We start from the raw sequence: 12,734 nt of genomic DNA on the forward strand, positions 1-12,734 counted from the left end.
CTTAGCCGTTGTTTTGTTTAGATTCCATGCTTCTTACATTTGCCAGTATAAGCTGTTCTATATCATCTTTATCTTCATACTCATGTTCTGCATAAAAAGCTCCATCGTCTGGCCATCGTGTCTGGCATTTTGGGCAGCGTACTTGCTTGTGACTACCGACATGCAGTAGTCCTACATCGCATACTGGGCAAAATGAAAGAAGGTTTGTTATAACCCATGAATTATACCTTTCACTCCATACCCACTCCCATCTCCATATCCAAAATCTAAATTTGTCTTTATTGTAGGTGTAAAATGAGGGATGTTGATTGGTGTCCTTGAACATCGATTTAAGTAATCTGAAGATGCCCCACACGCAGATTGAGAAAAGCAGGTATGACCACAAAGGAAATTGCATTGTTAGAAATCGCTCCGAAATGGTGTAAAGCCATTTGAATAAATCGACAATCTGTTTGACTACAGGTATATTCTTTGTGTATTCAGAAATATTATCCGAAACTACACTTAACGTTACTGTGCCCAAAGCTATCCAATACCATTTAGTTTCCTTTTTGGCCATGGTTTATGAGGTTTGCCAAATTTAGCAATTTCATACCTGAAATGGAAAATTGGCCGGTCTATGTTGATAAACTGTGGAGTTTAGGTTTTGTAACAGTAACAGGCAGCTTTTGGGTTTCCTGTAAGCGATTATATATAGAAAGACCTGTTTACTACAGTTTAACAACAGAATGAAATTTAAAAAAGGGCAATCAAGAAATCCTAATGGAAGACCGAAAGGGAGTTTAAATAAATCTACTATGGAGATTAGGGAGGTGTTGAGTCTACTTGCCGTGAATAACATCAAGAAGTTCAGGCGAAGCTCAGCAGGTAGGAGCTCATAAACTGGCCTATATACAAAGATTGTTCACCCAATACACCTATCCGGAGATCGCCTATAAGCAGTGCCAGGGCATTTTATCGCTCGCAGGTACATATACACCCCAAAGGCTGGAGCAAGCCTGCCGGCGCGCGTTCGACCACCACAGGTCGGGCTACCACACTATTGACCGGATTTTAAAGGCAGGCCTGGACCGATCAGAAGATGATGCCATGGAACAGCGGCTTATTACTCTACACAACAATATCCGCGGAGCCGGATATTATCAATAACAGGTCATCAATCAACAATCAATTAGCATGAACGAGAACAGTACAGTAGAAAAGATGCGCAGATTGCATCTGAAGACCATGGCAGGCCTATATCACCAGAGCCTTACGTATCAACATTACAGCCATTGCACCACAGACGAACTCCTGGCTCTGTTGGTGGATGCAGAATGGGAACACCGGCAGAAAACACGCATTAACAGCTTGATCAAGTTGGGTGCCTTTAAGCAAAGCGCATCACCACAGAACATCGACTACCAGGCCTCCCGGAACCTCGACAAAAATGTGGTTGACCGCTTGCTATCCCTGCAGTTCCTGGATAAGGTGGAGAATATTATTATTACTGGACCTGCCGGATCGGGCAAAAGCTATCTGGCACAATGTTTAGGCGTCAAAGCCTGCCAGTTCCTGTTCAAGACGCATTATTACGCTACAAGCCGGTTCCGGGACAAAACTAAACTTGCCAGGCTGGATGGGACATCTCCTTTTTGGCGTTTATGGAGTGTTTTGGGAAAAGTCAGATAGAAGGTCTTTTTATCACATGCTGTTACTTGGTAGTCACTAATTGAAGGTTAGAAAGTCGGAGTTTTGAAGCAGAATGTCTATGTTTTTATAGTGTGAAAGTTCAATGCCTTTTTAGATTTTGATTTCCATTGCACATTAGTAAAATGCTTTAACGAGAGATGTCGTATAGAATGAGATAATAAACAATTGATCTGGAAGGTGCAAATTGTGCCTCATTGTCAATTTGCAATGGTTTAAAGGAAAAAATTCACATGTATTGACTTTGCTATTTATTTTTTCAATACAAACTCGAACTCTAAGCTATCCTTGTCCAGTAATATGTGTTTTTGAATCGATGCTATCAAAATCAGTATAGCAAAATAGGAATTGTCATGGGTTTCAAACATATGGCTTTGTACTTTATCGTCAGCGTCTCTCACATAATATTTGTTTATGAAATTTAATTGACCATGTACGTACCTAGATCGGAACTCATAAAGATCTCCAAATTTCTTCTTGAACTCAGTCCTTTTTCCTAATAGCAATTGAGTCTTTATATTAACTTGTTTTTGAACACTCTCATTTCCCTCTACAAACATTGCTTCTATCCCGACAAGCGAAAAAAATAAATCAGATGGAGAATTATCTGCGAGCGTTTCGTGAAACAGATATGAAAAGGCATTTAATGCTCTCTCGATTCGATTAGTAGGGGCTGCATTAAATGCTTCCCAGTGTTTGTCCAGCCACTTTAAAGTGTCTTCGATTTTTAATTCTACCAATTGAGGCCATTTATATTGTTTCATCAAATCGAAAGATAGGTGGATAGAATTTACAAGCGGAGGGAACGAGTCCTTCTCTGTTTTTTCTTCTGTATCAAACCTGAAGTCTTTTATTACTATTCCTTGACGACTATCAAAAGCACCCGGTTTTGCTAGATTAAGGTAAATTAGTAGATGCGTTACCGTAGCCTGGGTTATATGAGCGGCTAAAAAGACAGGCATTTGTTCCGCATCTTCATTATTTAGGGTAAAATGAGTTGAAAACTTCAAAAAATACTTCGCATATCTCTTTTCGGTTCTTCTTGAAAAAAGTCTTTTTACTTCTTCTTTTGATGCCCGTTCAATTTTTAGTGGCATTGTAATTCGATCAATAAAATGTACAATTTTCTGATCGGACAGAGCACAGAGTTCATCTATTACTTTCTCAAAATTAGAGAAGTGATCTTCAAATTCGGTTTTCATCAAAGGGACAAATATCTTAGTAGTCACCGACTGCATTGTTGTGTTTTTGGGGTTATGACTATTGCCTTTTATACAGGAATTACTAAATTAGAAGGTAATTTAGAATCTGCAAATAGTCAGATCATTCTGTTCTTCGCTTCAATTAATCTTTGGTAAAAGATGCCAATATTTTCGGGTCAATATTTACACCTTCCTTCATAATCGTTAGATGGTGGATTGGAGTTCCATCGAGTGATCTCAGTGCAGTAGTATTTGTCACCGGGTCGTAAGTCGTTAATTGATGCTGGAAATCTTCCGATAAGGTGAGTAATAGTTCTTCTACCTCATCGTTGACCTTTTGGGGTGAACAAAAATCTCTTAATCCATAATCAACAACAGGCTCTTGTAAATATCGTTCGTCGAAAAAGTAAGGAGGGGGTAGAATTATTTCAACTTCCTCGTTTCTAAATGCATCTTTTTCATGCAACAATAGAGGCAGATTAATAATGTTGTTGCCGAGGTAAAAGCTAATTATGTATGTGGGTAGAAGGTCATTGCCTTTCTTTTTCTTGAAAACCATTATACATAAAGGAGACATCCGGTCAAATGGTAACAAATACCGAGACAAGTAAGCCCCTCTAGTCGCATTTAGCTTGTCTGCTAAGAAATCCAATGCTCTTGGGAGATTTTGTTTGACTTCTTCTCTCGGTAGAATAGAAAGGGAAAACTTTAAAAGCGATTTATATACACTTATTGGTTTGTAAGGGTTTTTTGTATATCGAATGACAAGTTTATTTTCTTCCTGCTTAATATCTTTGGGGGCTAAGATAAGAAGGCTGTTTCCCAAATAGGATCTAGCATGCGCCGACAAGTGCCTTCCTTTATAGCCTTCCGGCTTGTTTTGATATAGTTTAGCAAGGGCTTTGGATATACCTAAAAATTTGGCAAGATCATCTTCCAATTTCCCGAATTTCAAATTGCAGGTATGGCATTCAAAATCTGAAAACAGGGAAGTGTTACCAATATGATTGGAGACCAGGTGGGCATCAGACTTAAAATTGACTTCAGGTTTACTTTTGCCGCAGAACAGACAAACTCTGTTCTCCTTCTTCTTTAGTTTCTTCATTGCATATCGACCATCTCCGTCGAAGACTGCATCAATTAGATCATATCGTTCCTGGGATGCTTTAGCACGTTCAATAAAGAATGGATGCGGTTTGAATCTTACGTTAACCATGATAGTGTCTATAAGTCTACCCGATGTGTTTTGTTATTCGCGCTCTATACTCCTATAAAACGAACCTTAGTTGCACTTTTGTTACGGATACTAGGCCTGTTTCTAGCGCTCATGAAGTGGTTGAAATGTTATTCGTGTAGGTCATAAATGTGATTTTTATAGTCTAAGGTTACGTAACATTAACTATACCTTTGTTTGTCCTAAAAGCGTTTATAATTGATTAATTCCACCTTTGGATAAAAAGCCCAATTGTCAACAATTATTCTTCGATCGTTGATGATTCTGACGTAACCCGTGGAAAAGCAAGGTGAATTAGGGCCGTCTATTTGACGCCATCCTTGTCCATTTGCGAGGTTAAATATTTTTCCAGGATAAAAGCCATCAAATGGCTCAATTGTCTTAGTTTCTAGAACTTTTATGGGCTCTATATATGTGTAATTACGATTTATAAGGTAAATCAAAACCAGTTTACCATTTATTTTATACACTTCGATTTCTGGAAAGAACCCAACTAGCGGTAAAATGTGGCTATCTAATCGAATGAAAAATTCTCCAGAACTTAATTTGAAAATTGTATTGCCATCTAATTGAAAGCTATCTTTGATCGTTCCACGATAAAGATGCTGCCCCTTTCTAAAATCATCTAATGTCAAATTCATGCCCTAAATTTGTAGATTTTCGACTACTATCAAATTTAAGTGAATTTAGTTTTTTATTCAAGAACAGTAGAAGAAGGGGAATTTTGAAGGATTTGAGCCTTTACAGAAAATATAAATTCCCATATTCGCATTCCAGGCAACATTCGAACGGTATCGTTTTTTGTCATGACAGCGGGTAGTCATATTTTTTAGCAAACTGCGTTTTCAGTTAGCGACTCCTCCAGCGACGCAAAACCTCGCATAACCCATTATTCCTGACCGATTTTCGGTCCAAAATAAATTCGTATATTTTAAATCCAGACCCAAGCTGGAAATCGTATATCTTCACGCATTCGGGCAAGCGCCCGATGCAGTACTAACATACTGCGAACTACTTCATTAAATGTTGAAGGCATTCGCTTTGATTCTCGGCAAGTGAAACCTAGGAAATTTCAGCCACGAGATGATAAGTGAAGAATACTGCTCCATAAACAGTGCGGGTTCTCTCTTATTCGTGGCAAAGGCACTCCTAGGGCCTCACTTCCGAATATGCAGAGGCCCGCACTGTCGTTTTTGCTGAAGGCGCCCGCAAAGCCGGCTATCCCGCCATCTGCTTCTTTCTTTACGCATATCGGTATTTCCGGGCCTCCCCGCCCGCATTCTTCATCTTTTAAACTATTGACAAATGCCCAAGACATTTGAACGGCTGTACATCAGCCAGGAGGAAAGCTATGCGGATGACCCAAAGAAGATGATCAAAGCCTTCTTCCGGGATTTTCACCCGCAAGACGTACAGCACTACCTCAACAGGCTATTGCTGTGCGCCCTCACAGAAAGCAACACCCTATTCCATACGCCGCAGGAACGCGGCAACGCCATCCTGTTTTGCGAACAGGTATGGTACACCCTGCAAGCTATCCATCAACTTCATAAAAAATAATCCGCCACAGTATGAAACGACAAACCACCAAGTCTGTCAAGCAGCAAAAGGGCTTCGAGATCCCCATGAGCATGTATACGCCACCTACCGATGGGCCCATGGTGCAGCCAACCGCTGCACAATTGCCCCACCCCCTCCCGCATCCGGTTCGGGATGCGGTGTTTCAGCAATTGCAGTTATTACAGGCCCCTGTGCTCCGTGCACGTAACCTGAAACTGTACGGTAAGACACTGAACCCGCAAGGTCTTAAAAGAACGGAAGTGCCGGATATACGCCTTTCCGGCAAATGGTTGCACGATGCGGGCTTTACCCAAATGGATCGTTTTTTCCTATACGCCTATGGTGGTATGATCATCCTGGTACCGCAAGGGCCACCACCCTGCCCCGAAGCCAGGCAGTCGTGGGAGGGACATCCGAGTATCTGGCGGAAACGAAAGAAAACGAAGCTGGAGATCGAGCGGGAGTCAGTACCCTCCAAATATGCAGTGCTTTGGGGCACTAGTACCCAGAACCCAATTTCTTAACTAAAAATCCGATACCATGCCTACCCATGAAATCAAGTGTACAACCGGTTGCGTCTACCTTTGCCGGGTAGTAGAGGCCTACGAACCATGGCAGGCCATCGGCCAGGCCTTCAGCCGGTACGATGTTGACCAGCTGGCGACTTTCTTGTTCCGTATTTACTACACAGGTACCGATACGCTGAAAGCCTATACGCGCGAAGACACTATTGAGGACCTCACCGGCACTTTCGAACGGCTGCTGCTTACGATCGAAGCGCTGTACTTTATGGCGAGGGATAAAGGCATCGATGTCAACGTCCCTCCGCCGGAAGCGGGATTCCGCCAGGAGTGGATACACGAAAAGGTGAAGCCAATGCTGGTCGTGAACTATTTCTGTGATTGCAATGAGCCACACGAAGCCCGCAATAACCTGTGGATGCTGTTTGAAGGAACTTTCGGTGCGGAGTGGTCTGGGTTATCAAAACGGGAGCGCCGGAAGTTGACCACCCAATTTGAAAACCTGACGGACCTTACTACGGCGGCTTATGCGATTGCGAGGGCTCACAGACTAATAGCCATCAAATGATGAAACTGTCTGTAACCGGTCTATTCGGTGCCCTGATTCAGGTATCGTTTGTTTAATATCAATAAAAAGTTGTCTTTGGCTTAGTACCGCCACACAGTTTTGTTGTTATATAGTAAAGGATACAATGAAAAGGGCGCAAGCTCTTGTAGTTGGTTTTTTGTACTAGGTTGTATTGGATATTGAAACACTTATCTGAATGGGAAACCCCGCCTTTTTCAAAGGGCGGGGTTGTTTTTTTTACAGAAGCACCCAAAAGATTACCTTAACGCGATTTACTTTGTATTGAGAGGGAATTGCCCGATTTATTGTAAATGAGTGCGTTCTATATCCTTATAATTCGTCTTGCGCTTGTTGCTTAACGATTTCTCCATTGATTTTGTCAAAATAGGCTAACGTAACAAAACAACTATTTACATCGTTGTGCGCGATTGTTAATTGAATGGTGCCTTTTCCTGTTTCGTAGGATGTCAGGTATTTACATCTGTCAAGTTTTACTTCATACATCCTGTCTTTATCATCTCTGGGTTCTCTGTCAAACTTCTCAACGCAATCCCATGGCTTACCATATTTGGAAGTTAACATGTCCTTCAGATAATAATAATTGCCTGAAAGCAAAGACCATGTATCGCAGTCGGGGAAAAGCACTACTACTTTACTAACCAGGTCTTTTGAGATAGGCGTTGAAGTGCCTATCATACAATTGGTGTAGGAGGCGAAATCTCCGTAAAAAGTGGCAATACCGTTTTTTGTTCCCTGGTAGGTAAAGCCACTTTTTTTCATTTTTAAAACAAACTCATTAAGGGTGCCGTCAATGGGGATGCCTTTGAATGTAAGATGCGCAGAGGTGTCTGGCTGTACCTGGCCATAGCTGGTTGTGAGAACTACTACGAAAAGAAGAGAAGAGAATATCTTTTTCATACTGAATAGTTTAGGAGCCTTTGGGTCGCCAAAGGGCGTAATCGGTCACAATTTTCGGACGAACTCAATTATAGTACTGGGGCTGCAAAAAGAAAGCCCCGCATAGACATGCAGGGCGGTTGCTAATCAAATTCGTTAACCATTAAACCTTATCCTTTATACTATAACAATTAAACCGCCGAACGGTACTAAAGGAAAATCAACTTTTTTTTTCAGCCATCTATGCTGTCCGAAAAATCACGTCCTCCACCCTACCCAGGAGGTCGAAATAATATGTGCCCTGCACCGGACAGCAGGCTGGCCCAGGTGACCATCTTTAAGACCGGATAGAAGTATTAATCCCTCGACTTCAGTACCGCTTTCAGATGCTTAGTGGGCATGAAGAGCACGTCAAACAGATACATAATCTTGATAAGATCAATTTGGGGCCACAGTTTGACGACTTCTTCTGCAAGGATCGTGTGGTAGTCCGATTGCACAGCGAAACCGGGAAAATGCTTGTAGGCTATTAGCTGTCCGGCGTCAAACAATATCCTGTGCGCCTTGTCCATTCGAAAAAGCTTTTCAGTATAAATTTTGTAATTGATCTTTACTGGGTATACCGACCGCAGCGCCTGAAAATCGGTGTATCCGGCATAATCGACCTCAATGATGGAACGGTAGCGCTCAGCAATCAGTTCCAGGCTGTCTTCCATGTCCTTGGGCGCTATTCCATATGCTTCGGTAGCCACCACCAGGTTTACAAAATCAATCAGAGAGGCGTTCCAGGTTAGTTTGCCGCCTGGATAGGGCAGTTTGACAAAGCGAACAGGAGGTCCACCTATTGCATGAAAGGCCAACTCTCTGTGTAGGTCAATAATATCCTGCAAGTGCTGCAAAGGGATGTCGCCATTGTGGGCTTGTCCGATTTCTCGTTCCGCGAAACCAATACCAGCTTCCTGTACGGCCGTGATAGCCCCTGAATACTGCCGCAATTGGTCGTTTAGCATTTCTTCGTGGGTGGCCACATCGCAGCCGTGTTGTAAAGCAAGGCGCATCGACCGGAAATCCGGGAAAGGCGATGGATCCAAATCTACCATGTTTAACATGCGCTCGCCCAATGCATCCATATCATCCTCATTAGGTAAATTCCCTGCCATGGAGAGCACAATGGTTACAAAGTGCGTCTGCGAATGTCGCCAGGGCAATTTTTTTCCACCTGGTAATTCATCGTACTGGTTCATAGTGTGATATCGGTTTTAATAAAAAAAGCCCTGCATAGACATGCAGGGCGTCGCTAATCAAATTCGTTAACCATTAAACCTTATCCTTTATACTATAACAACTAAACCGCCGAACGGTACTAAAGGATTTGTAAGTTTTTTTTAAAAAACTTTATGCTGCCCGAAAAGGATCATTTTTGGTGCTTTGATGTGTTAGCCTAGGCCTTGCGCTGCAGGCGGCCGCCTTTTGTTACAGTCATGCCCGGCACGTGCCGTCTCTTTACATACTCGGGTAATTGTTCCAGGGGCACCAGGTAACTCTGTTCTTCTTCCACCAGCGATTCATAGGCTTCAAGCCTGATACCTCCAAAACATGTCCCGTAGACCTTCTCGCCGAGTATACGGTACACCAGTTCATCGATCTCAAAATGGTGATCGTAATCAATATCGGCATCGCCTTCGGCAAACACAAATAGCAGGTCTTTGCCGCGTGCATCCATATCCCGTACATCAAACCACAATTTGCCGACCGAAGCGTTCAGCTGTTGCAACATACCGGCAGCGGTTTCGTCAAAACCAGCCGCAGGCTCAAGGGCGGTCATCTCCCAGTTCCGGAGTTTGGGCGCCTGTTTCATCAGCTTGTCGACCATAGCAAACGAACGACTGCGACCGACAGCAGTAATGGTCAGTTGACACTTTTGGGTGGAATGAATCGTGTCCCATTCCAGTAACGGCATCAGAAAACGATTATAAACTGCCAGGTGACCATCCAGCTCTGCCAGCCAGTATTGCCGCTCTGTGCGGGTCAGCGATTCAAAGTCGAGGAACGTCTGATGGTGACGTTCGAACCATTCCCAGAAATGCCTGATTTTAGAAGGTTTCATATCTTGTTTTTTGTGTGTTGAGATGAAAAAGGACGCCCTCAGCCCGAGGGCGTCCTGTGTGAATAATGGGCCGCTCCTACTCTTCTTCATGCAATACCGCCGTTTGGCTTACTGCCCCCATCACACTACCGGCTACTGCTACATAACCTGCGATGGTGTTTACTGCGTCGGGTAGTGCTATCGGCGCTGCGAGTAATGCGCCACTGGCGGCGGCCAGCGCAACGCCCAGGGTGCGCAGTAATTGGAAGAACTTGGGCGTTTTGTTGGTCATACGGTTGATGATGTTGCTCATTGTTGATGTTTGAAAAATGAATAATGATGATTGTGCTACTGATCATTGCCGGGATACGGATCGGCTCGGGCATTTGTATTTCCTGCGTTGCCTTTATGCCTCGATGCCTGTCTTTCCTCCGGCTAATCGCCCCTCACCTCCCCCATCCCTGCGCACAGGATGGAGTTGATGAGTTGAAGTATAAGAACACCGTCCAATCGACGATCCGCATGACAGCGGGACATGGCGGTGCCCTTACACACCAGGGGCGAACCTGTGGGTGTTGCGCGACGTGTGGTCCACGATGTTTGTTGGCTGAGGTGGTGGTCGCTGTAGTACCAGCGACAGGTGTCCTGTTTGAAGGAGGTTAGCCGCAACGGCGTGCCTGTGCGCCCTAACTTCGACTATTCACCGCACCGGAGGAAGGATGATGCTGCCTACTTACGGCTGACTAACTTCTACGATTGTCGCTGCATTGGAGCGGCCGGTCTTCAACGGATAAAACTGACCATTCATCTGCTGGGTGAACTCAACACACAGCGCCACGAATACAGTATCCGGGCTGTTGGGCGGAAAGTCCAGCACCAGGCTGGTCGCTGCAGTCGGCAACTGATCCCAGGGCAGATGACCGGTATCTACCCGCATAAAGGAGGAGTCGCCGGTGTTGAAGTTAATGGCGGAGGCTCCTGCCACGATCTTGTAGTGCGTGGAGCCTTTTGCGGCTTGCACCATGGTCTTTGGAACAAAAGAAGGGATCGCGACGGTAGCCTTGCCAGTGACCCTGTCAATGGTGACCGGACAGCGCACATACAACGTATCGCGGATACCTGCCCTTCCGTTAAAATTAAAGTTCTTGAACTGCAAGTGATCGCCGTTGGCCACGGAGCGTTCACCCCGGGCGCTGACGCCGTCGGTAGATAGTACGCGTTTACAAACGGTCAGCAATCGTGCCTGGGTAATCTTGTCTTTCGCATAAACGGTTACGTCGCGGAAGATAGACCGTAACAAGTAAGCTGCTTTACCAGCCGCTGCAAATTCCGCGGCATTTTCGCGGGTGCGTTCAAAGTTGGGATCAGTCGCTACTCTGTCGGCGCTGACTCCTTTTGGTTCATCGGATGCCATACATTTTCTTTTTTTACGTGATGGAAATAATTGGTCGACCAAAATCTTCAATTCATTATAGTAGTGAACGAAGGGTAACAGGGCATCCTGCCCACTTCGTCCGGACTGCAAGTCGGTAAACAAGGCACTGCTCTGGCATAGTTCTGGCACAGTTCTGCCACTGCTCTGTAAGGGGTTGCTTTGCCAGGGCATATCCAGTGCATCGGCAGGCATCAGCCAGGCCAGTAACCTGCCAGCTTCGTTGTACAACGGCGTCCCTTGGTGGCCGTATGAACCCGGTATGTTTGCTTGTGTTGTCATATACATCAATTTTGATAACACAAAGCTGCAACATCCGCGAGCCTGGATCACGATACATACCCGTTATAAACACCCAACTTTTTTTGCAACAAGGCATAAAAAAAACGACCGAAAATCGATCGTTTTTGAGCTGTTTGCGCATTTTTCAATGCTTTACCCAGTTTCTGGACCAAAACCCATTATAATGGGTGTTTACATTTTGAGGTTCATGAAAAGTTTATTACTCCTATGCTCCTAAAAAATTATTGAAATCTCCGCACATGTCTTTCAACACCCGGTCCGGTTCGTGCTGTCCCTTCAACCGATAAATGATCTGCCGGTGATTGCGCAAATCGACATTCCAGTGCTTGCCCCAATGCTCCATCGCCATTTCGCGGGAAAGGACCGCGCGGTCATAGATATTGCTCTCATATAGCGCGTAGCCAATGACCGTCAGTTGCGTGAGCGTACCCGTCCCCACGACTCTACCTATAGTTGGTGCTGAAGGGCCAGCCACTATATGATCTTCGTCACCAGCCAAACGGCGTCCAATATAGGCCGAATACATCTCCATCGCCAACAGTTCTGCCAGGGGACCATCACAACGACTGCTGAAACTGTCGTCGAAGTAACCGGTACCATTATTCAATAGCCACAATTCTGTGCCCCGTACAAAATAGACGCTATCCATGGAAGTGTCGCGCGACTGATAGTATTGCCATAGAGACCTGTTTTGCTCAAAGACCTGCTCAACATAAGCCATTTCTTTGACCAGTCTTTGCTCCTGGTTATATTGGCAGCCTTTCCATTCGTCAAGATGAAAATGCAACACCCTTTGATAGTAGCGGTAATGTGCGGCCAGCCTGGGCTTGCCATGTTTAAAAAAGTAAATCTCACTACGCTGGTCTGGAAAGCCGTACAAGTTGATGGCCTGCCGCCAGCTGTTGAGCATTTCATGGCATACCTGAATACATTTTTTAAGACGTTTCACCAGGTCCGTCTCTTTACATTCTACCTCGTGCAACTTGCTTAGTGATGATTGCAACTGAGCTGAAATTTCATCTTGACAATTTTTCATAAGCGATGATTTGATTTTATGATATGATTAGGCAGGCGACTTAAATTTTGCGCCGGCGGTTGATTGACATACTTCCCGGGTAGGGGATTAGGCAATAGAACTGAAGGATTCGGTGGTTCGATTTTGACAGCTTCAAAAATAGTGGGGAATCATGTTACGAAAACTTATCACCTGTTAAGTTCTGGAGGGTTTTTTGACTTCTTTTG

The 12,734-nt window shown here is 44.3% G+C and carries 15 protein-coding genes; 5 read left to right on the forward strand and 10 right to left on the reverse strand.

Features of this window, described 5'->3' with window-relative positions; genetic code table 11:
• Nucleotide 1 precedes the first annotated feature (1 nt).
• Entirely contained in the window at nucleotides 2–559 is a 558-nt protein-coding gene (locus P2W70_RS15115) for a hypothetical protein (protein ID WP_276482321.1), read from the reverse strand.
• A 169-nt stretch (nucleotides 560–728) separates the two neighbouring features.
• On the opposite strand from P2W70_RS15115, the gene P2W70_RS34455 reads away from it, so the two are divergent.
• The gene (locus tag P2W70_RS34455) at nucleotides 729–881 is read left to right on the forward strand and encodes a DUF5681 domain-containing protein (RefSeq protein ID WP_420832395.1); all 153 of its coding nucleotides are present in this window, start codon (nucleotides 729–731) and stop codon (nucleotides 879–881) included.
• 295 nt (nucleotides 882–1,176) lie between these two features.
• Nucleotides 1,177–1,671 carry an ATP-binding protein gene (locus P2W70_RS15120; RefSeq protein ID WP_276482322.1) on the forward strand — a complete coding sequence of 165 codons (495 nt, stop codon included), beginning with the start codon at nucleotides 1,177–1,179 and terminating at the stop codon, nucleotides 1,669–1,671.
• Between the two features lie 269 nt (nucleotides 1,672–1,940).
• Here P2W70_RS15120 and P2W70_RS15125 read toward each other — a convergent pair whose 3' ends face one another.
• From P2W70_RS15125 to P2W70_RS15135, 3 genes are all read right to left on the reverse strand, one after another.
• Complete coding sequence (locus tag P2W70_RS15125; protein WP_276482323.1) at nucleotides 1,941–2,891, reverse strand: HEPN domain-containing protein; 951 nt, start codon at nucleotides 2,889–2,891, stop codon at nucleotides 1,941–1,943.
• A gap of 142 nt (nucleotides 2,892–3,033) precedes the next feature.
• On the reverse strand, nucleotides 3,034–4,107 hold the full coding sequence (locus tag P2W70_RS15130) for an HNH endonuclease (protein ID WP_276482324.1): 1,074 nt from the start codon (nucleotides 4,105–4,107) through the stop codon (nucleotides 3,034–3,036).
• A 200-nt stretch (nucleotides 4,108–4,307) separates the two neighbouring features.
• Nucleotides 4,308–4,766, reverse strand: a complete 459-nt coding sequence (locus P2W70_RS15135) for a hypothetical protein (RefSeq protein WP_276482325.1) — start codon at nucleotides 4,764–4,766, stop codon at nucleotides 4,308–4,310.
• A gap of 664 nt (nucleotides 4,767–5,430) precedes the next feature.
• Between P2W70_RS15135 and P2W70_RS15140 the strand changes: the two genes are divergently transcribed.
• From P2W70_RS15140 to P2W70_RS15150, 3 genes are read left to right on the forward strand one after another with little or no spacing between them, the layout of a single operon-like run.
• Complete coding sequence (locus P2W70_RS15140) at nucleotides 5,431–5,685, forward strand: hypothetical protein (protein ID WP_276482326.1); 255 nt, start codon at nucleotides 5,431–5,433, stop codon at nucleotides 5,683–5,685.
• 11 nt (nucleotides 5,686–5,696) lie between these two features.
• Nucleotides 5,697–6,209, forward strand: a complete 513-nt coding sequence (locus tag P2W70_RS15145; RefSeq protein ID WP_276482327.1) for a hypothetical protein — start codon at nucleotides 5,697–5,699, stop codon at nucleotides 6,207–6,209.
• Between the two features lie 16 nt (nucleotides 6,210–6,225).
• A complete protein-coding gene (locus P2W70_RS15150; RefSeq protein WP_276482328.1) occupies nucleotides 6,226–6,774 on the forward strand; it encodes a hypothetical protein in 549 nt (182 codons plus the stop codon).
• Nucleotides 6,775–7,104: 330 nt separating this feature from the next.
• Here P2W70_RS15150 and P2W70_RS15155 read toward each other — a convergent pair whose 3' ends face one another.
• From P2W70_RS15155 to P2W70_RS15180, 6 genes are all read right to left on the reverse strand, one after another.
• Nucleotides 7,105–7,692, reverse strand: coding sequence for a hypothetical protein (locus P2W70_RS15155; protein ID WP_276482329.1), 588 nt, complete (start codon nucleotides 7,690–7,692; stop codon nucleotides 7,105–7,107).
• A gap of 335 nt (nucleotides 7,693–8,027) precedes the next feature.
• Nucleotides 8,028–8,915: a hypothetical protein gene (locus P2W70_RS15160; protein ID WP_276482330.1), complete on the reverse strand. Its 888-nt coding sequence runs from the start codon at nucleotides 8,913–8,915 to the stop codon at nucleotides 8,028–8,030.
• Nucleotides 8,916–9,112: 197 nt separating this feature from the next.
• Entirely contained in the window at nucleotides 9,113–9,778 is a 666-nt protein-coding gene (locus tag P2W70_RS15165; protein WP_276482331.1) for a hypothetical protein, read from the reverse strand.
• Nucleotides 9,779–9,854: 76 nt separating this feature from the next.
• Nucleotides 9,855–10,070 (reverse strand): hypothetical protein, encoded by a 216-nt coding sequence (locus P2W70_RS15170; protein ID WP_276482332.1) that lies wholly within the window; start codon nucleotides 10,068–10,070, stop codon nucleotides 9,855–9,857.
• Between the two features lie 420 nt (nucleotides 10,071–10,490).
• On the reverse strand, nucleotides 10,491–11,471 hold the full coding sequence (locus P2W70_RS15175) for a hypothetical protein (RefSeq protein WP_276482333.1): 981 nt from the start codon (nucleotides 11,469–11,471) through the stop codon (nucleotides 10,491–10,493).
• 226 nt (nucleotides 11,472–11,697) lie between these two features.
• Nucleotides 11,698–12,528: an RteC domain-containing protein gene (locus P2W70_RS15180; RefSeq protein WP_276482334.1), complete on the reverse strand. Its 831-nt coding sequence runs from the start codon at nucleotides 12,526–12,528 to the stop codon at nucleotides 11,698–11,700.
• Between the last annotated feature and the right edge of the window lie 206 nt (nucleotides 12,529–12,734).

Origin of the sequence: Paraflavitalea pollutisoli (assembly GCF_029360705.1) — a bacterium.
GTDB lineage: Bacteria > Bacteroidota > Bacteroidia > Chitinophagales > Chitinophagaceae > Paraflavitalea > Paraflavitalea pollutisoli.

What these genes read in the sequence shown, in the direction of transcription:
- P2W70_RS15130 (WP_276482324.1), bottom strand. Translation starts at nt 4,107, where the DNA reads ATGGTTAACGTAAGATTCAAACCGCATCCATTCTTTATTGAACGTGCT.
- P2W70_RS15135 (WP_276482325.1), bottom strand. Translation starts at nt 4,766, where the DNA reads ATGAATTTGACATTAGATGATTTTAGAAAGGGGCAGCATCTTTATCGT.
- P2W70_RS34455 (WP_420832395.1), top strand. Translation starts at nt 729, where the DNA reads ATGAAATTTAAAAAAGGGCAATCAAGAAATCCTAATGGAAGACCGAAA.
- P2W70_RS15115 (WP_276482321.1), bottom strand. Translation starts at nt 559, where the DNA reads ATGGCCAAAAAGGAAACTAAATGGTATTGGATAGCTTTGGGCACAGTA.
- P2W70_RS15150 (WP_276482328.1), top strand. Translation starts at nt 6,226, where the DNA reads ATGCCTACCCATGAAATCAAGTGTACAACCGGTTGCGTCTACCTTTGC.
- P2W70_RS15170 (WP_276482332.1), bottom strand. Translation starts at nt 10,070, where the DNA reads ATGAGCAACATCATCAACCGTATGACCAACAAAACGCCCAAGTTCTTC.
- P2W70_RS15120 (WP_276482322.1), top strand. Translation starts at nt 1,177, where the DNA reads ATGAACGAGAACAGTACAGTAGAAAAGATGCGCAGATTGCATCTGAAG.
- P2W70_RS15140 (WP_276482326.1), top strand. Translation starts at nt 5,431, where the DNA reads ATGCCCAAGACATTTGAACGGCTGTACATCAGCCAGGAGGAAAGCTAT.
- P2W70_RS15145 (WP_276482327.1), top strand. Translation starts at nt 5,697, where the DNA reads ATGAAACGACAAACCACCAAGTCTGTCAAGCAGCAAAAGGGCTTCGAG.
- P2W70_RS15175 (WP_276482333.1), bottom strand. Translation starts at nt 11,471, where the DNA reads ATGACAACACAAGCAAACATACCGGGTTCATACGGCCACCAAGGGACG.
- P2W70_RS15165 (WP_276482331.1), bottom strand. Translation starts at nt 9,778, where the DNA reads ATGAAACCTTCTAAAATCAGGCATTTCTGGGAATGGTTCGAACGTCAC.
- P2W70_RS15180 (WP_276482334.1), bottom strand. Translation starts at nt 12,528, where the DNA reads ATGAAAAATTGTCAAGATGAAATTTCAGCTCAGTTGCAATCATCACTA.
- P2W70_RS15155 (WP_276482329.1), bottom strand. Translation starts at nt 7,692, where the DNA reads ATGAAAAAGATATTCTCTTCTCTTCTTTTCGTAGTAGTTCTCACAACC.
- P2W70_RS15125 (WP_276482323.1), bottom strand. Translation starts at nt 2,891, where the DNA reads ATGAAAACCGAATTTGAAGATCACTTCTCTAATTTTGAGAAAGTAATA.
- P2W70_RS15160 (WP_276482330.1), bottom strand. Translation starts at nt 8,915, where the DNA reads ATGAACCAGTACGATGAATTACCAGGTGGAAAAAAATTGCCCTGGCGA.